Annotated in this window: 24 protein-coding genes and 1 tRNA gene; 3 read left to right on the top strand and 22 right to left on the bottom strand. The window is 42.7% G+C overall.

What is annotated here, in order from left to right; all coding sequences use genetic code 11:
* Nucleotides 1–17 precede the first annotated feature (17 nt).
* The 3 genes from KP78_RS06915 to KP78_RS06905 all read right to left on the bottom strand — a co-directional run bounded on the left by KP78_RS06915 (nt 18) and on the right by KP78_RS06905 (nt 1,620).
* Entirely contained in the window at nt 18–1,052 is a 1,035-nt protein-coding gene (locus KP78_RS06915; RefSeq protein ID WP_041087642.1) for a sugar-binding transcriptional regulator, read from the bottom strand.
* Between the two features lie 132 nt (nt 1,053–1,184).
* The gene (locus KP78_RS06910) at nt 1,185–1,424 is read right to left on the bottom strand and encodes a glutaredoxin family protein (RefSeq protein ID WP_041087333.1); all 240 of its coding nucleotides are present in this window, start codon (nt 1,422–1,424) and stop codon (nt 1,185–1,187) included.
* A gap of 124 nt (nt 1,425–1,548) precedes the next feature.
* Nucleotides 1,549–1,620 (bottom strand) — tRNA-Arg (locus KP78_RS06905).
* A gap of 433 nt (nt 1,621–2,053) precedes the next feature.
* On the opposite strand from KP78_RS06905, the gene clpP reads away from it, so the two are divergent.
* Nucleotides 2,054–2,650: an ATP-dependent Clp endopeptidase proteolytic subunit ClpP gene (clpP, locus tag KP78_RS06900; protein ID WP_041087331.1), complete on the top strand. Its 597-nt coding sequence runs from the start codon at nt 2,054–2,056 to the stop codon at nt 2,648–2,650.
* 98 nt (nt 2,651–2,748) lie between these two features.
* Here clpP and KP78_RS06895 read toward each other — a convergent pair whose 3' ends face one another.
* The 16 genes from KP78_RS06895 to KP78_RS06820 all read right to left on the bottom strand — a co-directional run bounded on the left by KP78_RS06895 (nt 2,749) and on the right by KP78_RS06820 (nt 17,276).
* Nucleotides 2,749–3,006, bottom strand: coding sequence for an HPr family phosphocarrier protein (locus KP78_RS06895; protein WP_041087329.1), 258 nt, complete (start codon nt 3,004–3,006; stop codon nt 2,749–2,751).
* A gap of 27 nt (nt 3,007–3,033) precedes the next feature.
* Nucleotides 3,034–3,984 carry a DNA-binding protein WhiA gene (whiA, locus tag KP78_RS06890; protein WP_041087327.1) on the bottom strand — a complete coding sequence of 317 codons (951 nt, stop codon included), beginning with the start codon at nt 3,982–3,984 and terminating at the stop codon, nt 3,034–3,036.
* Nucleotides 3,985–4,022: 38 nt separating this feature from the next.
* Nucleotides 4,023–5,003, bottom strand: coding sequence for a gluconeogenesis factor YvcK family protein (locus tag KP78_RS06885; protein ID WP_041087640.1), 981 nt, complete (start codon nt 5,001–5,003; stop codon nt 4,023–4,025).
* Between the two features lie 5 nt (nt 5,004–5,008).
* Entirely contained in the window at nt 5,009–5,896 is an 888-nt protein-coding gene (gene rapZ, locus KP78_RS06880; protein ID WP_041087325.1) for an RNase adapter RapZ, read from the bottom strand.
* 38 nt (nt 5,897–5,934) lie between these two features.
* Nucleotides 5,935–6,393: an NUDIX hydrolase gene (locus KP78_RS06875; RefSeq protein WP_041087323.1), complete on the bottom strand. Its 459-nt coding sequence runs from the start codon at nt 6,391–6,393 to the stop codon at nt 5,935–5,937.
* A 345-nt stretch (nt 6,394–6,738) separates the two neighbouring features.
* Nucleotides 6,739–7,689, bottom strand: coding sequence for a thioredoxin-disulfide reductase (gene trxB / locus KP78_RS06870; protein ID WP_041087322.1), 951 nt, complete (start codon nt 7,687–7,689; stop codon nt 6,739–6,741).
* Between the two features lie 73 nt (nt 7,690–7,762).
* The gene (locus tag KP78_RS06865) at nt 7,763–9,301 is read right to left on the bottom strand and encodes a tetratricopeptide repeat protein (RefSeq protein ID WP_041087320.1); all 1,539 of its coding nucleotides are present in this window, start codon (nt 9,299–9,301) and stop codon (nt 7,763–7,765) included.
* Nucleotides 9,302–9,445: 144 nt separating this feature from the next.
* A complete protein-coding gene (gene hisIE / locus KP78_RS06860) occupies nt 9,446–10,114 on the bottom strand; it encodes a bifunctional phosphoribosyl-AMP cyclohydrolase/phosphoribosyl-ATP diphosphatase HisIE (RefSeq protein WP_041087318.1) in 669 nt (222 codons plus the stop codon).
* Nucleotides 10,111–10,869, bottom strand: a complete 759-nt coding sequence (hisF, locus tag KP78_RS06855; RefSeq protein ID WP_041087316.1) for an imidazole glycerol phosphate synthase subunit HisF — start codon at nt 10,867–10,869, stop codon at nt 10,111–10,113. The genes hisIE and hisF overlap by 4 nt, the downstream gene beginning before the upstream one ends.
* Nucleotides 10,869–11,597 carry a 1-(5-phosphoribosyl)-5-[(5-phosphoribosylamino)methylideneamino]imidazole-4-carboxamide isomerase gene (gene hisA, locus KP78_RS06850; protein WP_041087314.1) on the bottom strand — a complete coding sequence of 243 codons (729 nt, stop codon included), beginning with the start codon at nt 11,595–11,597 and terminating at the stop codon, nt 10,869–10,871. The genes hisF and hisA overlap by 1 nt, the downstream gene beginning before the upstream one ends.
* Complete coding sequence (gene hisH / locus KP78_RS06845) at nt 11,594–12,232, bottom strand: imidazole glycerol phosphate synthase subunit HisH (RefSeq protein ID WP_041087312.1); 639 nt, start codon at nt 12,230–12,232, stop codon at nt 11,594–11,596. Before hisH ends, hisA begins: the two co-directional genes overlap by 4 nt.
* Complete coding sequence (gene hisB / locus KP78_RS06840) at nt 12,233–12,826, bottom strand: imidazoleglycerol-phosphate dehydratase HisB (protein WP_041087309.1); 594 nt, start codon at nt 12,824–12,826, stop codon at nt 12,233–12,235.
* A 35-nt stretch (nt 12,827–12,861) separates the two neighbouring features.
* Nucleotides 12,862–14,139: a histidinol dehydrogenase gene (gene hisD, locus KP78_RS06835; RefSeq protein ID WP_041087308.1), complete on the bottom strand. Its 1,278-nt coding sequence runs from the start codon at nt 14,137–14,139 to the stop codon at nt 12,862–12,864.
* Nucleotides 14,140–14,185: 46 nt separating this feature from the next.
* On the bottom strand, nt 14,186–14,824 hold the full coding sequence (gene hisG / locus KP78_RS06830; protein WP_041087306.1) for an ATP phosphoribosyltransferase: 639 nt from the start codon (nt 14,822–14,824) through the stop codon (nt 14,186–14,188).
* Nucleotides 14,821–16,008, bottom strand: coding sequence for an ATP phosphoribosyltransferase regulatory subunit (locus KP78_RS06825; protein WP_041087305.1), 1,188 nt, complete (start codon nt 16,006–16,008; stop codon nt 14,821–14,823). The genes hisG and KP78_RS06825 overlap by 4 nt, the downstream gene beginning before the upstream one ends.
* Nucleotides 16,009–16,526: 518 nt before the next feature.
* Nucleotides 16,527–17,276 carry a SurA N-terminal domain-containing protein gene (locus KP78_RS06820; protein ID WP_041087303.1) on the bottom strand — a complete coding sequence of 250 codons (750 nt, stop codon included), beginning with the start codon at nt 17,274–17,276 and terminating at the stop codon, nt 16,527–16,529.
* 267 nt (nt 17,277–17,543) lie between these two features.
* Here KP78_RS06820 and KP78_RS06815 point away from each other — a divergent pair, with 267 nt between their 5' ends.
* On the top strand, nt 17,544–18,146 hold the full coding sequence (locus KP78_RS06815) for a biotin transporter BioY (RefSeq protein WP_041087301.1): 603 nt from the start codon (nt 17,544–17,546) through the stop codon (nt 18,144–18,146).
* A complete protein-coding gene (bioB, locus tag KP78_RS06810) occupies nt 18,143–19,147 on the top strand; it encodes a biotin synthase BioB (RefSeq protein ID WP_041087299.1) in 1,005 nt (334 codons plus the stop codon). Before KP78_RS06815 ends, bioB begins: the two co-directional genes overlap by 4 nt.
* 170 nt (nt 19,148–19,317) lie before the next feature.
* Here bioB and KP78_RS06805 read toward each other — a convergent pair whose 3' ends face one another.
* The 3 genes from KP78_RS06805 to KP78_RS06795 are packed head-to-tail and all read right to left on the bottom strand — an operon-like array spanning nt 19,318 to nt 21,417.
* Nucleotides 19,318–19,830 carry an acyltransferase gene (locus KP78_RS06805; RefSeq protein ID WP_041087298.1) on the bottom strand — a complete coding sequence of 171 codons (513 nt, stop codon included), beginning with the start codon at nt 19,828–19,830 and terminating at the stop codon, nt 19,318–19,320.
* Entirely contained in the window at nt 19,827–20,480 is a 654-nt protein-coding gene (gene ppaX, locus KP78_RS06800; RefSeq protein WP_041087296.1) for a pyrophosphatase PpaX, read from the bottom strand. Before ppaX ends, KP78_RS06805 begins: the two co-directional genes overlap by 4 nt.
* Nucleotides 20,464–21,417 (bottom strand): nucleoside recognition domain-containing protein, encoded by a 954-nt coding sequence (locus KP78_RS06795; RefSeq protein ID WP_041087294.1) that lies wholly within the window; start codon nt 21,415–21,417, stop codon nt 20,464–20,466. Before KP78_RS06795 ends, ppaX begins: the two co-directional genes overlap by 17 nt.
* Nucleotide 21,418 lies beyond the last annotated feature (1 nt).

Raw genomic sequence — 21,418 nt, 5'->3', positions numbered from 1 at the left:
TGGTTAAAAAATTTATTTTAAAAGGGTGTCCCTTTCAAAAGCTCTTTTGCTGCGCCTTCATCCGTAATAAGAATAGATGAAGATTGCGGTGCACCTTTAAAGTAGGCTTGAATGGCGTTAGCCTTCGAGGAGCCGCCTGCTACGGCATATATATTTGGGATTGAAGCCAGATCTTTTAATTGAAGGCCGACTGTTTTTACTTTATGAACAATCTTTCCATTCACATTAAAATAGTAACCAAATGCTTCCCCAACTGCTTCTCCAGCTAAAATCTTCTCCATATCTTCTTCGCTTGTATTGCGACGCTTTGCCATTGCGGCTGCATCCCCAATACTATGCAAAACGATGTTGGCAGAAGTGATGAGTGCCATAACCTCTTTAATACCCGGCTCTTTCATAATGGAGTCGTATACCTCACGACTCACCTGGTCTGGTACATAAAGCACACGATGCTTGGCCCCTGATCTTTGCGCCATGGTTGCACAAATGGTGTTGGCCTGATTATGTACATCCTCCCCAATGCCCCCTCTAGCTGGAACAAAGAGAATATCACGCCCGGCAAAATCCGGTGTCAGCATTCTTGCTGCCGATGACATCGTCGTACCACCTGTTACAGCGATAATAGTATGGTCCGTTACGCGCTTCTTCATGCTTTGAATTGCAGCACGACCAAGCTCTTCTTTGACCCAAGGTGAATCATCACTATTGCCAGGAACAATGATGACATCCTTAATTTGCAGAAGATCCTTTACGGATTTCTCCATTACATTAATACCCGATATTTCATTCATCATGCCCTCAAGAGGAAGTAAAATTTCTAATCCCTCTTCCGTTAAGCTCATTCCTGATGAATGTACTCGAATTAAATCCTGCGTTTTCAGAAAATCAACCTCTGCCCTCAGCACTCGCTCGGTCATTCCCAGCGATTGTGCTAAGCCTCTTCTTCCGACCGGCTGTAAAAAACGGATCGACCGAAGAATTTGATATTTCTGCTGCATATCGTCAAGCAGGTTAGGCACCAGTCGCTTTTGGATGTCAATTAATGTTGGCATTTCAAAGCTTCCTTTCTTTGGTGGACTTTTCTCGTCCCGCATAGACATATTATGTCCCATTCGGACCAAAAAAATAACCCTGCTTACATTTTTAATCATAACAGGGTTTAAATATTGTTTCAAGAATAAAAGTCAAGAGTTTTTTTGCAAACGTTTACTTAATGTGAAATAGTCTACCTGCCCATACTGAATCATTTCCCCTTCAACCATCACCACAGGAATCATTAAACCGTACTCCTCCGTCCACTCATCCCGATCTTCTATATTTAATTCAATGAAATTAAATGCAATGTCTTCCTGTACAAGCTTAAGCATAAGCTTCGCCTCCTCGCAGAGAGCACAATTAGGCCTTGAATACAATGTGACGTCCATGATCATTCTCCTTTGATTGGTTCACTTTAGATATGATTCTTTTATTAATTGAAATGATACAGCAATTACTAGCATAGAATAAAGAAAAACCTCCATCTGCACAAGCAGTGGAGGTTTTCAATTACGCCCTCGGAGGGGATCGAACCCCCATTTCAAGAACCGGAATCTTACGTGTTATCCATTACACCACGAGGGCAAGATTAAAAGCTGAAATGGCTCGCTCAGCCGCGACAAGCATAAGACGCATTGTCCTAGTAGGCGCTTTTTGCCTACTTGGGCAGTGTGGCTTATGACCTCGAGAGGCTAGCCATTGAAGCTGGATCTCTCAAAAGCTGAAGCTGGCGTTTAACTGCGACAGGCGCAAGATGCTCGAAAGTAGTATCTGCATTTCTAAAATGCTCGTTAAGTACGCTTACCTATTATAATGGAGGAGAATCGCATATGCAACCATGATTTATCTTATAAAATCGAAAAAGCTTACACTTGTTAAAGTCCGGATAAAATGGTTATGATGATAATAATACCTCTTGAAAAGTCAGCAATCATATAGTTTGACCTTTCTTGACCTTGAGTGTATGATATCAATACATAATTGAAATATTGTAAGAGAGAAAAAGGAGGAACTACCAATGAATTTGATTCCTACAGTTATTGAACAAACAAACCGCGGAGAACGTGCATACGACATCTACTCTCGTTTACTTAAGGACCGTATTGTAATGCTTGGGAGCGCAATCGATGATAATGTTGCAAACTCAATTGTTTCTCAGCTGCTATTCCTAGAAGCAGACAACCCAGAGAAAGATATTTATCTTTATATCAATAGCCCAGGGGGCAGCATTACTGCCGGTATGGCAATCTATGACACCATGCAATTTATTAAACCAAAGGTACAAACGATCTGTATCGGAATGGCTGCATCTATGGGTGCATTCCTCTTGGCAGCTGGTGAAAAAGGCAAACGTTTTGCTTTACCAAATGCAGAAGTAATGATTCACCAGCCACTTGGCGGTGCACAAGGTCAGGCAACAGAAATCGATATCGCTGCAAAGCGCATCCTGTTCCTTCGCGACAAGCTAAACACAATCCTTTCTGAGCGTACTGGTCAAGATTTCGAAACCATCTCACGCGATACAGAACGTGATAACTTTATGACAGCTGAACGTGCAAAAGAATACGGTCTAGTTGATCAAATTATGACTCGTAACGATATTTCAAATAAATAAAAGTAAAAGAAGGCTGTTCCATTTGGAACAGCCTTCTTTTTTAAAGTAATGAGTCAAAGTTCGATACCTATCGACCAAAGTGCAGGTTATATCGAGAATTAGCTATTATCCTCAACAAACTCAGAAAGCGTTTGCAACGCTCCCTCTTCATCACTACCCTCAGTAATTAACGTAAACGTCGTACCAGCTCCTAAAGCTAAGCTCATTAGCCCCATGATGCTTTTCGCATTTACCTTTTTTCCATCCTTTTCAATAAAAACATCAGATTTAAAGCGTGTAGCTTCTTGTACAAAAAGGGCAGCAGGTCTTGCCTGCAATCCCGTTTTAAGATTTATTTGTACATCTTTTTGTTTCATCCAATATCACCCCTTTTCATCGTTTTTTTATAAACTTTCTACCATTTCTCCACGGCGCAATCTCTCAGCTATTTCATCGATTTTTCGCAGGCGGTGATTAATTCCCGATTTACTGATTGTTCCTCCTGAAACCATTTCACCAAGCTCCTTAAGGGTAACATCCTGATAGGCTACTCGAAGCTCAGCGATCTCTCGAAGTTTATCCGGCAGAATTTGAAGACCCGCGTGACGTTCAATAAACCGAATATTTTCAACCTGCCGTATGGCCGCTCCGATGGTCTTATTCAAGTTCGCTGTTTCACAATTCACAAGGCGATTTACTGAATTTCTCATGTCTCTTACAATTCGAACATCTTCAAATCGCAGAAGCGCCTGGTGCGCTCCAACCAAACTGAAAAACTCAGTAATCTTTTCCGCTTCCTTTAAGTATGCAATAAATCCCTTTTTACGTTCAAGTGTTTTACTGTTTAAACTAAATGTATTCATCAGGTTTGACAGTGACTCGTTGTGTTCCTCATAAAGAGTAAAAATCTCTAAATGATAGGAAGAGGTCTCAGGATTATTGACAGATCCTCCGGCTAGAAAAGCCCCGCGAAGATAAGCACGCTGACAGCATTTTTTACCTAAAATTGAAGGAGAGATATCATGATTGATGGTAAAGCCTTCCCCCAATATGTTTAAATCCTCTAAAATTTCCCTTGCCCGCTCAACGATTCGGACAATATACACATTATTCTTTTTTAGTCTCATTTTTTTTCGTACAAGAAGTTCAACTTGAATACTATAGCTCTTTTTTATGAGTGTGTAGATTCTTCTTGCGATCGCTGCATTTTCTGTTTGAATATTTACGACAAGCAGGCGATTGGAGAAGGAAAGAGACCCATTCATGCGGATAAGGGCTGACAGCTCTGCTTTTGCACAGCAGGCTTTTGTTTCAATTTGAGTCAGCTCTTTTTTTGTCTCAGATGCAAACGACATCTCTTCCACCTACCTTTCTTATAAACCTTGCAATATTTTCATTTGGCCAGCTTGTCACGATGGTCTGCCAACAGCTGCGTCAGAATCTTCGCAACGCTATCTGTATCATGACGAATAAGGCCATGATGGTATGAAATAATTTTATCATAAACCACTTTCAATCCGAGTGATTTCAGCTGCTCGATATCAAATAGTACCGGCTTCGCCATTTCTTCATCATAACGGGATTGAATCATCTCTGGAACAAGCTCGTTATTCACAAGTACATAATCAATACAGGATTGACCCAAATGCTTGTAGATCGCACGAATATGGTCAGATGCTGTATAGTTTAGTGTTTCACCTGCCTGGGTCATCAGGTTGCATATATAGACCTTTGGTGCCTTGCTATTGCAAACAGCTTTACCAATTTCCTTTACAAGTAAATTGGGCAGAATGCTCGTATAGAGTGAACCCGGACCAATGATCACCATATCAGCTTCTTCTATTGCTTCAACAGCTTGAGGCAACGCCTTCACGTGTTCCGGTGATAAAAACACACGATCGATTTTTTTACCCGAAAAAGGGATTTTAGACTCTCCGGATATTACCGTACCGTCTTCCATTTCTGCTGATAGAACAATGCTTTGATTTGCAGAAGGGAGCACTTTCCCTCTTACGTTTAAAACGCGGCTCATTTCCTGCACAGCATGTACAAAATCACCAGTAATATTGGTCATTGCTGCAATGATTAAGTTGCCGAGAGAATGACCTCCCAATTCATTGGTACTGGCAAAACGATACTGAAACATTTCCTCTACTAACGGTTCGACATCCGAAAGTGCAGTAAGCACGTTTCGAATATCACCAGGTGGCGGGATATTTAGATCCTTTCTAATACGCCCAGAACTTCCCCCATCATCTGCTACGGTAACAATGGCTGTTATATCCAGCGGGTAATGCTTTAGTCCGCGAAGGAGGACAGAAAGCCCTGTTCCTCCTCCGATTACTACAACCTTGCCATTCGTAAGCGGGACAATTGAGGTCACGTATCCTTCACCTGTCGCTTTTCAATATCTCGATGTGTAACTCTCGTATGGTAATCCTTCGCAAAGGAGCGGGCGATCTCCTCTGTAAGGGCGACAGATCGATGTTGTCCGCCTGTGCAGCCTATGGCTATGACAAGTTGACTCTTTCCTTCACGCTTATAATGCGGAAGCATAAATGCTAACAAATCGATGGTTTTCTCTAAAAATTTCTGTGTTTCATTCCACTTCATTACGTAAGTGAATACTTCTTCTTCAAGACCTGTCTTCGGCCGCATGTGATCAATATAATGCGGGTTAGGAAGGAATCGCACATCAAACACTAAATCTGCATCAATTGGCAGTCCATGCTTGAAACCAAATGACATTACATTGACCGTGAAGAGTGATTTTTTATTTGCAGAGAATTCCTCCAAAATCTTTTCACGCAGTTCTCTTGGCTTCATACTGGACGTATTATAGATGATTTGTGCGCGGCCTTTTAATTCCTCAAGCAGCATTCGTTCCTGCTTAATTCCTTCTAGAGGAGAACCGGCTGGAGCAAGGGGATGTGAACGTCTTGTTTCTTTATAGCGTCTTACAAGCGCCTCATCATCAGCATCTAAATAAAGAATTCTTGGGGGGACGTGATCATTTTCACCAAATTGATCCAATGCTTTGAAAAGGGAGTCGAAAAACTCACGCCCCCGTAAATCCATAACAAGAGCTACCCGATTCATTTTGCTGCCGGATTCCTTCATTAATTCTAAAAACTTAGGCATTAATGTTGGAGGGAGATTATCGACACAGAAAAAGCCTAAATCCTCAAAACTTTGGACTGCAACCGTTTTGCCTGCTCCGGACATGCCTGTAATGATTACCAACTCTACATCGTTAACCGTAGTCATAAGCCAAACCTCCTTAAAGGAAACGCATTTTTTTATAGTTAATTTGGGTCTAATCGATAGGACAATAATTTGAAATCCGGTGTGTATGTAAAAGTTCCGTACATCACTCCTTGTCCATGGATGACATATTCAAGGATATGCCGATCTCCTTCAGCCATCGGCAAGGATTGAATGGCTTCAAAGGGCTGCCACTCGAGTATGCCTTCTGGAGAATTCTCTATTTCGACGCCGTCTGCTTCTGTTGCTAAAAATGTGAACATCATCCATTCGGAAACGACTTCATTTTCATCCTTAATGATAAACGTAAAGATCCCTTTTATTTCTGGGTTTTTTACGTAAATTCCTGTTTCTTCTCTGTATTCACGAATACATGCATCGCGAACCGATTCACCCGGTTCCATTTTCCCGCCAGGTGCAACCCACCAGTCGCGGCGAGGCTTTTGAAGAAGCAGGGTTTGCTGACCCTTAACATATAAACAATTTGTTATTCGTTGCATCTTTCTCACCTGCTCAGTTATGTTCATTCATTTTATTATACATGCTTTTTTTCCATGGAACAATTAAGATGAAACGCACAGCTTTTCATAATTTTATGCAAGACATAATTGTTTCATGAGAATATCCTCACCAACTCACCGTTTTTAGACAAAAAAAGGGCATCGACGCTAAGGTCCATGCCGGTAAGTAATATATACTAAAAAGGGGGTTAATTACTTAAATCCAACTATACAGATTTATTGTTGCATCCTTGTTACAGCAGGGTAACGTTTTTATAATTTTTTTGTATAGTTACATAAATCAAAAGAAGGATGACAAGCGCTAATCGCTGTCATCCTTTGTTCCTATTGTCTTACTTTTAATGACTCCATCAGTTCTTCAACATAATGCTGAACAGATTGTGCGGCAATGCTGCCATCACCTGTTGCGGTTACGATTTGACGCAGTGATTTTTCACGAACATCTCCAGCTGCGAAGATACCTGGAACACGGGTCTCCATGTTGCTGTCTGTTACAATATACCCCTGATCATTTGTAATACCAAGAGATTCAAACGGCTTGGTCAGCGGGACCATTCCAATATAAATAAATGCTCCATCCGCTTTAAATTCCTGTTCACTTCCGTCTTTCGTTGAAACAAGCGTGACAGAACCAACCTTCCCATTCTCTTCGTTGATTTCTTTTATCGTATGATTCCATATGAAATCAATTTTTTCATTATCAAATGCACGCTGTTGAAGGATTTTTTGGGCACGAAGCTCCTCACGGCGGTGAATGATTGTTACCTTGTCAGCAAAACGTGTCAAATATACGCCTTCCTCAACAGCAGAGTCTCCTCCGCCTACAACTACAAGATTCTTTTGTTTAAAGAATGCTCCATCACACACTGCGCAATAGGATACGCCGCGTCCGCCAAGCTCTTTCTCACCTGGAACGCCAAGCTTTTTGTACTCTGCGCCAGTTGAAAGAATAATGGAACGTGCTTTAAATTCCTTCGAGCCTGTTTTAATCGTTTTATAATTCTTGCCGTCAATAATTTCTTTCACGTCGCCGTATGCATATTCCGCACCAAATTTTTTCGCATGCTCAAACATTTTATTTGATAAATCCGGTCCTAAAATATGGTCAAATCCAGGATAATTTTCTACATCCTCTGTATTTGCCATTTGTCCGCCTGGAACACCGCGCTCAAGCATGAGGGTCGATAGATTCCCACGTGACGTATAAACTGCAGCTGTCATACCAGCAGGACCTGCACCAATAATAATCACATCATAAATTTTTTCTTCTGACATGACATGTCACTCCTTTTTCCACTTTATCTATTCTTATCGTACGGGATGAGTATGTACTCGTCCACTTTTCTGCCTATGGAAGAAAAGCGTCCACTTCATTTACATACTTGCGAACGGTTGCCGATGCAATGCTGTATTTTGATGCCATTTCCTTTTGGGTAACCGCTTCTCCCCGTAACTTTTTCCACACAAACTCCACTGCTGCAGATAAAGCCTGCACATTCTTGAAAGAATACTCCGCCATTCTTCCATGATAAAAAATATGAAACCACATATAATATAACCCTTCATTTGCTTGGTTATTTGCTGCATGTGTTTTATGCAGCAAGCATCCAACATCATGGGCGCGCTTTAATGCTTTATAGGAAGCGTCATTTGCTTGCGGCTGTTCCTTTTGCTGATGGATCGTATCAGCCAACAGTGAATAATAATCTTTTTCAATATATGTTAAAAAGGACGGCAGTGATTTTTGATTTAGCCGAAAAAGTGCAGATCGATTTTTTGATAAAAATGCTTTGAACATCTTAAACATCCGTTCCTCCGGATACTGAGATTTCTTCATATCAAGCGAATGCTGCTCTATTGGTGATGGACTGGGAAGATGCTCAGCCGGTGATTGATCGCCCCAGGGCTCCATGCCATCTTTTTCCGGCTGTTCAGCAATTACACGTTTCCATGCATCACGAGCGACTTTTTCGTGACCTGAGTGCCAGGCTGAGTGCGCCAGCCAAAAATAAAAGCCCGCATCTCCTTCAAAGCCTCTTTTCACTAGGCTTTTAAGCCAAGCATATGCCTGCTCATGGCGTCCAACCAATGCAAATGTCGCGCCAAGTTTAAAACGGTGCTCAAACAAAAATGGGCGTACATGCTCAAGGGAATCCATCAATTGCTTCAGCTCATCTGTACGCTGCTGGTAATGATAAAAGACTGCTAAGTTGCATAAGGCGTGAAGATTTCCTGTGTTCCGGTTCAGCACATCTGTCAGCAGCGCCGTTGCTTGGTCTGCATCACCAAAATAGAAATATGCCAACGCAAGATTATTATAGGCTGACCAATAGTCTGGAAAACGCTCGATGACATCTTCAAGGATTTCAATTGCTTCTTTAAAATTCCCCTCTTCTAATAGCTTTCTTGCTTTTTCCTGCTGTATAATCAGCTCATCTTGTTTAAAATCCGGATCAAACTCATCATCGTCTTCGAGTGAGAGCAGGTCGAGCAAATCTTCTGCATCCTCCACAAATTCACCATCTTGATTTTGATCCAAATAGGCTGTGGCATGTTTATACGCTTCCTGAAATAAACCGAGATGCGCATAATTATTGGCGATGAAATAATGGGATTCTGTCATGGAAGGGTCGATCGTTTCCATGATCATTTCCAATAATTCATTCGACTGCTGGAATTCACCGATCTCCGTTTGAATGATGGCCATCTGCAATGGAATCATCGGCTCTTCTGGCTCCAGTTCTCTCGCTCGCTGTAAGTACTTCAACGCTTTGTCAAGCCGACCGCGATGGTACATTGACATTCCTTTGCGATAATAAACGTCACCTGATGGGGTAAACGGAAGCACCATGCCCCTTTTTTCCGTACGCTTGGATCCTTTTCTCATGTATATCCTCCGAACATTGTAGTAACCCATCAATGATAGCATATAACACGTCAACAAAAAAGACGGAGATCCCACAATTCGTGGTCCTCCACCTTTTAGCTATTATTCATTTATTTAACCATTCATATTCTTACTTTAAATTGATTATTCCGAGGTTTCTTTGTTGTCTGATTTGGTATGGCGCTCAGCAAGCACGTTCAACACTTCTTCAAATGGAAGATCTTGCTCACGAAGCAGCACCATTGTGTGGTATAGCATATCTGCTACTTCCCATTTCAACTCTTCTTTATCACGATTTTTAGCTGCAATAATGACTTCAGATGCTTCTTCTCCTACTTTTTTGAGAATTTTATCGACCCCTTTTTCAAATAAATACGTCGTGTAGGCACCTTCTGGACGCTGCTCGTCTCTTTCTGCAATCAGCGCTTCAAGCGTTGTTAAAATATCCGATGCGTCTTTAGCAGGTTCCTTTTCGCCGGTATAAAAAGATGCGGAAAAGCACGTCTCTTCTCCAGTATGGCAAGCTGGTCCGTTTGGCAACACGCGAACAACTAACGCATCCTGATCACAATCAAGCTTGATTTCAACAATACGCTGCGTATTTCCGCTTGTTGCTCCCTTATGCCAGAGCTCTTGTCTTGAACGACTGTAAAACCACGTTTCACCCGTTTCAAGAGATTGCTTCAATGATTCTTCGTTCATATAAGCCAGTGTTAAAACTTCCGATGTTTTTGCATCTTGAACAATCGCAGGGATTAAGCCCTTCTCATCAAAGCGAATGCTCGTTATGTCAAACGATGCTGATACCGTCATCGTACATTCACTCCCTCTTTTTTCAAATGCGCCTTTACTTCAGCAACACTTGTTTCTTTATAATGGAAAATTGAAGCAGCAAGAGCTGCATCGGCTTTGCCAGCTATAAAAATCTCTGTAAAATCTCCAGCTCTGCCTGCTCCTCCGCTTGCAATAACCGGCACGGAAACAGCTTCGCTGATCGCTTTTGTAAGCGCTACGTTAAAGCCTTGCTTTTCGCCGTCGCTATCCATGCTTGTAAGAAGAATTTCTCCTGCTCCGCGCTCAACTGCTTCTTTTGCCCAGGCAATGGCTTCTTTATCCACAGGCTTTCTGCCGCCATGTGTGTATACGCGCCATGTTCCAATTGATTCGTCCCATTTTGCATCAATTGCCACAACAATACACTGGGAGCCAAAATACTCCGCGCCTTCTGTAATAAGCTCGGGATTAAGGAGAGCCGCCGTGTTAAGCGACACCTTATCTGCGCCCGCCCGAAGAATACGGCGCATATCTTCAAGCGAATTAATTCCTCCCCCAACCGTAAACGGAATGGCAAGCTCGGATGCCACTTCCTCTACCACATGAACCATCGTTTTTCGTCCCTCATGTGAAGCCGATATATCTAAAAACACCAGCTCATCTGCTCCTTGCTCATCGTACATGCGAGCAAGCTCTACAGGGTCCCCAGCATCGCGCAGGGATAGGAATTGAATGCCTTTTACGACTCGGCCTTCCTTTACATCAAGACACGGAATAATCCGTTTGGTCAGCATCAGGATACCTCCTCTACCGCTTCCTTAACGGAAAATTGATTCGTGTAGATCGCTTTTCCCACGATCGCTCCGGTAACACCGCTTCCTGACACAGCTTGAAGGATGCGCAGGTCTTCCAGCGAGCTAACGCCGCCGGAAGCAATTACTTCAGCACCAGTTGCTTCTGCTAATTCAAGCACTGCGTCTACATTCGGTCCGCCAAGCATACCGTCCGTCGCAATATCGGTAAAAATAAATGTAGTCGCACCTGCCTCTGCCAGCTCACATCCAAGATCTACTGCTCGCTGAGAAGAGGTTTCAAGCCACCCATGCGTTGCAACATAGCCATTTTTAGCATCAAGACCAATGACGATGCGAGAGCCGTACTTTCCTAGCCATTCTTTTACAAGCTCCGGATTGGACACCGCAAGACTGCCGATGATGACACGATCTACACCTTGATTTAGGTAGTGAAGCACATCCTCTTCTGTGCGAATGCCGCCGCCGACCTGAACCTTTGCATCGAGTTCATTGACTACACGGAGGACGTATTCATCGTTAATTCGCTTTCCGTCCTTTGCTCCATCAAGATCGACCATATGAATCCATTCAGCTCCTTCATCTACAAACTTCTTTGCCATATCAAAAGGAGAATCTCCATAAACTGTTTCTTGATTGTAGTCTCCTTGAACTAGACGCACGCATTTGCCGTCACGCATATCGATTGCCGGGTATATAGTAAAACTCATGCTGTCACCTCCAAATTTTTCACAAAACGAATATAGTTTTCAAGCAAGCTCATGCCAAGATCGCCGCTTTTCTCCGGGTGAAATTGCATACCAAATATCTTGTCTTTTCCAACCACTGCCGGGACTTGACCAAAATAGTCAGTTGATGCAACCAGTTCATCAGATGTTTCGCCCGTCACGTGATAGGAGTGGACAAAATAGACATGCTCTTCCTTCAGTCCATCCACGAGCGGGGACGGCTGATGAAAGGTCAATCGATTCCAGCCCATATGTGGAACTTTATACGTTTGTCCATCCTGATCGATTCCAGAGAAGTGAACAACACGCCCTTCCAATAAGCCCAGGCCTTTAAAAAAACCGTTTTCTTCACTTTCTTCAAAGAGAAGCTGCATTCCTAGGCAAATGCCAAGAAGAGGCTTTCCAGCTATCACTTCCTCATGTAAAAACTGATCCAATCCTGTTTCACTTAACAGCTTCATTGCATCTCTAAAGGCGCCTACACCAGGGAGAATCAACCCGTCTGCATGCTTTAGCTCCTCTTTTTTATCACTAATGATATAGGGTACATTTAGTCGTTCAAGCGCTTTGCTGACGCTAAACAAATTCCCCATCCCATAGTCAATAATCCCGATCATTTACAACATTCCTTTCGTAGAAGGCACACCCTTTACGCGCGGGTCAATGGTTGTTGCTTCATCTAGTGCCCGTCCAAGCGCTTTAAATATCGCTTCAATCATATGGTGAGTATTGTGTCCATAATGTACGATTACGTGCAAATTCATCCTTGCTTCAAGCGCCAGCTTCCACAAAAACTCGTGAACAAGCTCAACGTCAAATGTTCCTACTTTATCCGTCGGGAAATCAGCGCGCATTTCGAGATGAGGACGATTACTTAAATCCACCACAACCTGAGCAAGCGATTCATCCATTGGCACAAATGCATTTCCATAACGGCGAATACCCTTTTTATCTCCTAACGCTTCAAGAAGTACTTGTCCAAGAACGATTCCAATATCCTCTGTCGTATGGTGATCATCAATTTCAGTATCACCCTTTGCATCGATATGCACATCAAAATGACCATGCTTCGTAAACAGATCCAGCATATGCGTCATAAAAGGTACAGCTGTTTGAATGTCCGATTTTCCTTCACCATCAATCGCAAAGGATAAGTTAATATCCGTTTCGTTCGTTTTACGGTAAAATGATGCCTGTCTCTTTTGATCCATGCTCTGCTCTCTCCTTCTTTGTTGCCTATCTTTTATTATTTTTCCTCGGATTTAAAACGGGCTTCCAATGCACGAGCATGCGCTTCCAGCCCTTCAAGTCTGGCAAAATCAGCAATTTTCTGTGCATTAAGCATAAACGCTGCTTCACTGTATGCGATAATACTTGATTTTTTGACAAAGTCCTCTACGGATAGCGGACTTGAAAATCTTGCTGTACCGCTTGTTGGAAGCGTGTGGTTCGGCCCTGCAAAATAATCTCCAACTGGCTCTGAGCTGAATCTTCCTACAAAGATCGCACCTGCATGACGAATGCGCCCTACTACTTCCATCGGCTGATTCACTTGAATTTCCAAGTGCTCTGGCGCAATTTTATTGACTGCTTCAATCGCCTCAGCCAATGTATCGGCCACGTAGATGGAACTATTTTCTTCAATCGCCGCACGAGCCATTTCGTGTCTAGGCAGCTCTTCCAGCTGTCTGTCCACTTCTTCTGAAACAGCTTCAGCAAGAACCATTGATGTAGTCACAAGATTCGCCTGTGACAGTTCGCCATGCTCTGCTTGAGATAATAAATCTGCCGCAACCTCTGAAGCAACCGCTGTTTCATCAGCGAGAACCGTAATATCACTTGGTCCTGCAATCATATCAATATCGACGATTCCAAATACTTCTCTTTTGGCCAGCGCCACAAAGATATTGCCTGGTCCTGTAATTTTATCAACAGGCTTAATCGATTCTGTGCCATAAGCAAGTGCTGCAACTGCCTGTGCTCCACCAATTTTATAAATGTCACGAACACCAGCAATCCTTGCAGCAGCAAGCACACCGGCAGGTACTTTGCCATCTTTTCCAGGAGGCGTAACCATCACTACTCGATTAACACCCGCAACCTGTGCTGGAATGGCATTCATTAAGACCGAGGAGGGATACGCTGCTGTTCCCCCTGGAACGTATATTCCAACCGCATCCAGCGCAGTTACTTTTTGACCGAGGATCGTCCCGTTTTCTTCTGTCGTCATCCAGGATTGCTGTACTTGACGTTCATGGAAGGAAGCAATGTTATTCGCTGCCTCCTGTAAAATCGATAGCATACGCTCATCGATTTGTGTAACAGCTTCGTCGATTTCAGCATCCGTAACTTTAAGGTTATCAAGCTGTACCCCGTCAAATTCCGCCGTGTAGTATTTGATTGCCTTGTCTCCCTGCTCGCGAACATCATCTATAATCGTTTGAACTGCTTTTCGCTGCTCCTCCGTCCCATGATCAAGAGAAGAGCGTGGAATTCTATAGCTTGAAAGCGATCGTATATCCATTCAATTCATTCCTTTCCATGCGCCTTGAACCGTTGTTCTAGCAGCCTTATTTTACAGGTTTCACTGAAATAACTTGACCAAGACGATCGACCATTTCTTGAATTCGCTCATGCTGAATACGGTAGCTGACCGGATTCACGATGAGCCGGGAAGTAATATCTACGATCCGTTCATATTCCACTAAGCCGTTGTCTTTTAATGTTTGTCCAGTTGATACTATATCTACAATCCGATCAGTCAACCCAATAATTGGAGCAATTTCAATCGATCCATTCAGTTTGATAATTTCAACCTGTTCTCCTTGCTCTCTAAAATAAGAGGAGGCTACATTCGGATACTTCGTTGCAATACGAGGCGCCACTTCGTTCATGGTCGTATTTGGAAGACCGGCAACCGCTAAGTAGCAGTGGCTGATATGAAGATCGAGCAGCTCATACACATCACGCTCTTCTTCAAGCATCACATCTTTCCCAGCGATCCCAAGGTCTGCAACCCCATGTTCCACATATGTTGGAACATCCATTGGCTTTGCTAATATAAAACGAAGATTTTCTTCTGGCACTTCTATAATAAGCTTGCGCGAATCATCAAACTCCGGCGGAAGCTTATAGCCTGCCTGCTTCAGCATGACAACTGCCTCTTCAAAAATTCTGCCTTTTGGCATCGCGATCGTTAATTCCTTCATAGCCTTTCGTCCGCCTTTCCTGCCTGTCCAACAAAATAGTGAATCTGCTCAAACTGCGCTGTATAACGATCTAAATCGGATACGCCTGTAATGTCCTGTATAATCACCTTTTCTCCTTTTTCCCGAATCGTTAAAGCCAGTTCAATTGCTTCCTGACGGCGCTCCTGAGAAAACAAGATTAAGGATGTATGATCTTCCACTGCTGGAAGTGATAAAGCCTCCATTAAATAATCCAGGCGAATACCAAAGCCAGTCGCCCCAACATCTGCACCAAATTTCTTCAGCAGCATGTTGTAGCGTCCGCCATTACCGATTGCAAAGCCTACTCGCTCTGCATAAACTTCAAACAAAACGCCTGTGTAATATGTCATATGGCTAACGAGGCTAATATCCATTTTGACGTAGGACTCGATTCCGTAATCCTTTAACAGACTCCAAAGCTCCTCTAGCTCAGCAAGCGGCCGCATTCCTGTTTCGCCTTCCAGCAATTCGTACGCTTCTCGAATGCTTTCCCCGTTTCCTCGAATGGACAGCAATCGATAAAGACGTTCTTTATCAATAGATGATAATGGCAGTCCTTCTACATGCCTTTTGAAGCCCACATAGTTTTTATCATATAAAAAGCGTCTAAGCTGCTGCGCACGCTCTTCTGTCCCAACAATTTGCATAAACAGTGCCTGTACAAAACCCATATGACCAACCGAAATCGTGAAATTTTCAAGACCAGAAGCCTTTAGCGAAGAAACGAGTAAGGCAATCGTTTCTGCATCTGCACTAATGGATGAATCCCCTATGCATTCAATCCCCATTTGCTCAAATTCCGCCGGGCGTCCACCTTCACGCTGCTGGGCGCGAAAAACATTTGCTGAATAGGCGAGACGCAGCGGATTTCGATCCTTTAACAGCTTCGAAGCGGCCACACGAGCAATCGGCGCCGTCATTTCTGGACGAAGCACAAGCGTGCGTCCTTGCTGATCCAATAGCTTAAACAGCTGCTGATCTAAAATAGCAGACGCTTCACCAACCGTTTCATTATATTCAAGCGTTGGTGTTTCTAAAAACTGATAGCCCCATTTCTCCATTTCAGCTGCTACTTTATCCGTAATTTCTTTTTTTATTTTATATAAATGAGGAAATGTATCTCTCATTCCAAGCGGCTTTTCAAACATAAATAAATTCGACACGTTTCGTACACCCTTTCATGATCACGACAGCTGTAAACTAATTTCGTTGATTTTATTATAGTATAACTTCTCAGACAGAAAGTTAATAAAAACTAAGGAAAACTTCACAATATTGTGTGCAAATAAATAGATTTAACTACAAATCCTTTAGTTCGCTAATATGGTAGTAAATTAAAGATATTAGTAGTGTACTAATTCTGCTATGCGACGTCAAGGAAAGAAGATTAATTTTCACATGATAAATCGCTCGTTTAAAAGAATACAAAAACAGCGCATTCTCCAACAAAATAAGGGGAATGCGCTGAATCTTTTTTTCTTTATTTTTAATTAAGGCCGTGTTAAAGATCATTGTTTATTATTACACTAGGTTGATTGGAGCGCAAGGCGTGAGACTTCTGCGGGGAAAGCGAGTCAAAGGGAGATCCCACATGCCCAAAGCGCCGAGGAGGCTCCCAGACCGCCTGCGGAAAGCGAACGCCTGCAGCGGAAATCAACCGGCTAGTTTAACAAAGTCTTAATTAAATTAAAAATTCAATCTCAGCGGCTTCTTTTAATTCCTCCACATGCTGAACGAGCAATTCCTGAGATCGTTCTCTTTCCAGTTGGGATCGAATATCCTCCTGGACATCTTCTAAAGCTGGAATTTCCTGATCAGACTCTTCATATTGTACTGTTAATTCATCGTAAGAGGCTTGGATGTCTTCATCCGTAACTTCTTCTATTGGAAGTGTTTCTTCTATATACTTATTATATTTAACCTGATTTTCAAGCTGGGTGTTTAACATTTCTTCATCCATTTCGGCTTGTGCCAGCAATTCATCAAATGCTTCTGCACCGCCATATTGCTCAGCTATTGCGCTTCTCTCTTCCTCTATTTCTTCTTCTGAAACATTGATTCCCGACTCATTGGCTTTTTGAAGCAACAATACCTGTCCCACTAAATTATCCAGTGTCATGGTTTTAATCTGCTCTGCTGCTTCTTCCGTTGTCGGGTCCTGTCCCATTGACTGAAATTGAGTTTGGCTTGGTGTCAATAAGGCATTATATTGCTCACCTGTAACTTCTTCACCGTTCACAACAGCAACAATTTCATCCTCAGCAACTTGCTGCTCTTCCATTTTCGCTTGCATTTCCTCCATCTGCTCTTGAGCGGCTGCCTCTTCCTGTGTCGGTTCTTCGTTTTGTTCCTGTCCTTCTTCGTTATCCCCGCAGGCAATAAGTGCAAGCGATGCAATCCCGGCTATAATTGGGAGCAATAATTTTTTCATTTAAAAATTCCCCTTTCAAATTCCTGCGACCGTTAAAATTTAAGTGCTTATGAAGCATTGTAACGAACATTGACATAAATAAAAACCAATAAGGCCGGATGTCATGAAAATGACATCTTGATGACATGAAAAAAGATCGAATAAAGCAATGAATCTTAAAAAACATTGAAGTAAAATAATTAAGTAAACCGTTTTTAAAAAATAGTTGACTAAAAATTAATTTTATTCGTATACTCTAAACAGTATATCGTAAAGGAGAATGAAAAAATGGTTAAATCACCTATCCACGGAATGGTTTTGGCATCCATGTTCGCAGCACTAATGGCAATTGGTGCAAACATTATATCGATCATTCCATTTTTCGTAATTGGCGGTGTGCCGATTACCCTTCAAACAATTGTCTGCATCCTTGCCGGGCTTTTATTAGGAAAAAAATGGGGTCCAATTGCAATGGTTATCTATCTGATGATTGGAATTGCCGGTATGCCGGTATTCGCGCAATGGTTTGGCGGCATTGGGATTATTATACGTCCCACTTTTGGCTTTTTACTATCTTATATTTTAGTTGCATGGGTTGTCGGAATTGTAACAGAGAAAAATAATTCCTTTGCGATGTTATTGGCTGCCTCGTTCATCGGCACTGCCATTAATTATGGAGTCGGGACAAATTGGATGTACATGGCTTACAAGCTCTGGTTTTCAGCGCCAGAAGGATTTACATACGGAATGGCCTGGATGTGGATGCTTGCCCCTCTTCCGAAGGATATAGTCTTGGCAGTCGTTGCCGCATCCGTATCCTACAAGGTACTTCAAGTTTTTCCAGAGACTCGCCGTAAGAATCCAACATTAAAAAATGAGGTGACGGGATGAACTGGCTAACGCTTGCAGAAGACGCACTCAATGGCCACACCTTAACAGATCAAGAAGCATATGCCTTTTTAACAGCATCAACAACCGAAACAATGAGCCAGCTCGATGCTGCATACAAAATCCGTCATCATTATTATGAAAATGACGTGAAGCTTAATATGCTGATCAATACGAAGTCGGGGCTATGCCCTGAAAACTGCCGCTATTGTTCGCAATCTTCAGAATCCAAAGCGCCAATTACAAAATATAAAATGATGTCAAAAGAAGAAATTGTAGAAGGAGCAAAAAAAGCAGCTTCTCTTGGTGCAGGAACCTATTGTATTGTCGCTAGCGGCAGAGGACCTAGCCGTCACGAGCTTGACACCGTAAAAGAAGCCGTGAAGGAAATAAAAGAAACGCTTCCGTTAAAGCTTTGTGCTTGTCTCGGTCTTTTGGCAGATGAACAGGCTGAATCATTAAAGGAGGCTGGTGTTGACCGTTATAATCACAACCTTAATACGTCCAAGGATTTTCATGAAGACATTGTGACCACACATAGCTTCAACGATCGGGTTGATACAGTGGAAAAAGTGAAATCCGCTGGCATTTCCCCCTGCTCAGGCGTCATTATCGGAATGGGAGAAAGCCTAGAAGACATTATCAGCATGTTCAGATCCCTGCAATCACTTGATGCTGACTCCGTTCCGATCAATTTTCTGCATTCAATTAAAGGAACACTATTCGAAGAGAAAGACTCGTTAAATCCAATGTGGTGCCTGCGCATTATTGCGTTTGCCCGTTTTATGCTTCCATCAAAGGAAATTCGAATTGCAGGAGGAAGAGAAGTAAATCTGCGTTCAGCTCAGCCACTAGCTCTTTTTGCTGCCAATTCTATTTTCCTTGGAGACTACCTTACAACATCTGGTCAGGAAGCCGAAAAAGACATCGCTATGATTCAAGATATGGGTTTTAAGGTCGAAGAAAATGCATTTAACCGAAGTGCCGAGCATTTTCATGCGTGATTGATAGAGGAAAAACAGCAAGCCACCGAGGAACGAGTGTGTTCTCGGTGACTTTTTTTGTATTCAAACAGTGAAACGGTCTTCAAATATGGCTGTATTGACGATTGACCATGCTGACCAGTAAAAAAGCTGCTCCCAGTCAGTGACTTATCGGAACAGCTCTACTCGTATTATAAGGAATCATTCGTCTTCTCTGAATCCTCTTTTAGCCGAAGGATCTGCATTGGATTGCCGCCTACAAATGAGCCCGGCGGCACGTCCTTATGTACAAGGGTGCTTGCAGAGACAATCGCGCCGTCTCCAATTTTCACACCAGGAAGGATGGTGGTATTCGCTCCAATTAGTACTTCATCCCCAATTTCAACCGATCCCAGCCGATACTCATGAATCAAATATTCATGCGCTAAAATGGTGGTATTATACCCAATGATACTATTTTTCCCTACTGATATTTTCTCCGGGAACATGACGTCAAGCATGACCATTAATGCAAAGGAGGTCTGTTCACCAATCTTCACACCCAGAAAAGTACGATATAGCCAATTCTTCATTCCAAGAAAAGGAGTGTAGCGGGCTGCTTGAATGACAATAAAGTTGCGCATCACTTTCCAAAACGGCACCGTTTTATACACATGCCATAAGGAGTTTGATCCTTCTACCTTATGGCGTTCAGTTCTTCTCATCGATGCTGCTCCGGAAAAAGCTTTAGCAAATCCTGCATCGTTTCAAGCATGTAGTCAGGCTCATATCCGGCTAAATATTCTCTTCCTTTTGATGTCCAAGCAACACCCGCTGTTCTCGTCCCTGCATTTTTTCCTCCAAGGATATCATGGTGATTATCTCCCACCATAAGACTTGTGTCAGGGGAAGAGCCTAAAGCGATCAATGCTTTATTCAACGGCTCTGGATCGGGTTTTGCATTGATTACATCATCAAGACCAATTACGACATCAAAATAGTGATTAAGCTTCATAAGCTTTAATCCCATCATGACCACATCGTTTCGCTTTGTGGATACGATGGCCATTTTGACCCCTCTATCATGAAGCGCTTGCAAGGTCTCTCCCACCCCTTCAAAGCCTGTTACCAGTAAATCGTGCTGTGCTAAGTTAAACGCACGATAATAAGCAACCATTTCATCAACCTTCGCGGGGTTAATTCGTTCAAAGGATTCCACAAGAGGAGGTCCCATAAACTGAAGAACGTCGTCACGTCCGTATTCCCCAGGAAAATAACGATCCATCACGTGTAAAAATGATGCAATAATGAGTTCATTTGTATTGATTAACGTACCATCCAAATCAAATAATATGGTATCAATTGGCTTGTTCATATTCTAGCTTCCTTTCTTTTGCCGCATCACTTCGTTTCCAAATATAAGCAACGATCATCGTTAATATAATGGCCGTTGTAATTCGAATTAAAAATAACGGCAGAATCGGTATACCCAACGGAATAAATATTAGTGTATCCTCAACAACGGCATGACACGAGACAAGAAAAATAAAAGCAAGCGTGGCATCCTTTCTGCTAACGCCGTCTTCTTTTACTGCTTTAATCATGACTCCCGCTCCATAAGCAAGACCAATTGTCAAACCAGCCACGAGTGTCATAGACGTATTTTCTTTCATACCAAGGCCTCGTGTCACAGGTGCCATCCAGCGAGAAAAAACGTCAAGCCATTTCAAATCCTTCATCACTTGGATAATGATCATTAAAGGGACGACAATAATCGCAAGCTGAAGCACACCAAACCCTGCCTTTTCAAGTGCCATTAACGTGATGGCTGCCCAGCCCGAAGGCTCTTCCTGCTGTGGAGGGACCAAACCATATTGCGCGATTTCCTGACCGCCGCTCCAAACAAGATTAATGACAATAGCTGATATAAAGGCAAGACCCAATCTGACGACCAAAACGACCCAGAGCTTTACGCCTACTTTCAGCGCAACCCCTGTTTCAATTAATAGATTATGGGAAAATGACAGCATGACAGCAATAATAAATACTTCCTTTACTGTCATCTCAAGAGATAGGATCCCTGCAATACCCGCGTACAAATTTAAAAAGTTACCTAAAACAAGGGGAATCGCTGCTTCTCCACTTAAACCGAATATACCCATGAACGGTGCAATTAGCTCCGTCACCCAAGGTAAAACGGGTGTATACTGCAAAAGTACAACAATAAACGTTACCGGAAAAATAATTTTCCCCAACGTCCACGTTGTTTGGAGGCCTGATTTCAGTCCCTCTTTCAACGTCGAGCTAGTCAAT

Origin of the sequence: Jeotgalibacillus soli, from assembly GCF_000829435.1 — a bacterium.
In the GTDB taxonomy this organism is placed as follows: domain Bacteria; phylum Bacillota; class Bacilli; order Bacillales; family Jeotgalibacillaceae; genus Jeotgalibacillus; species Jeotgalibacillus soli.
Note: the sequence above shows the minus strand (reverse complement) of the source record. Positions and strands in the feature narration are given on the sequence as shown.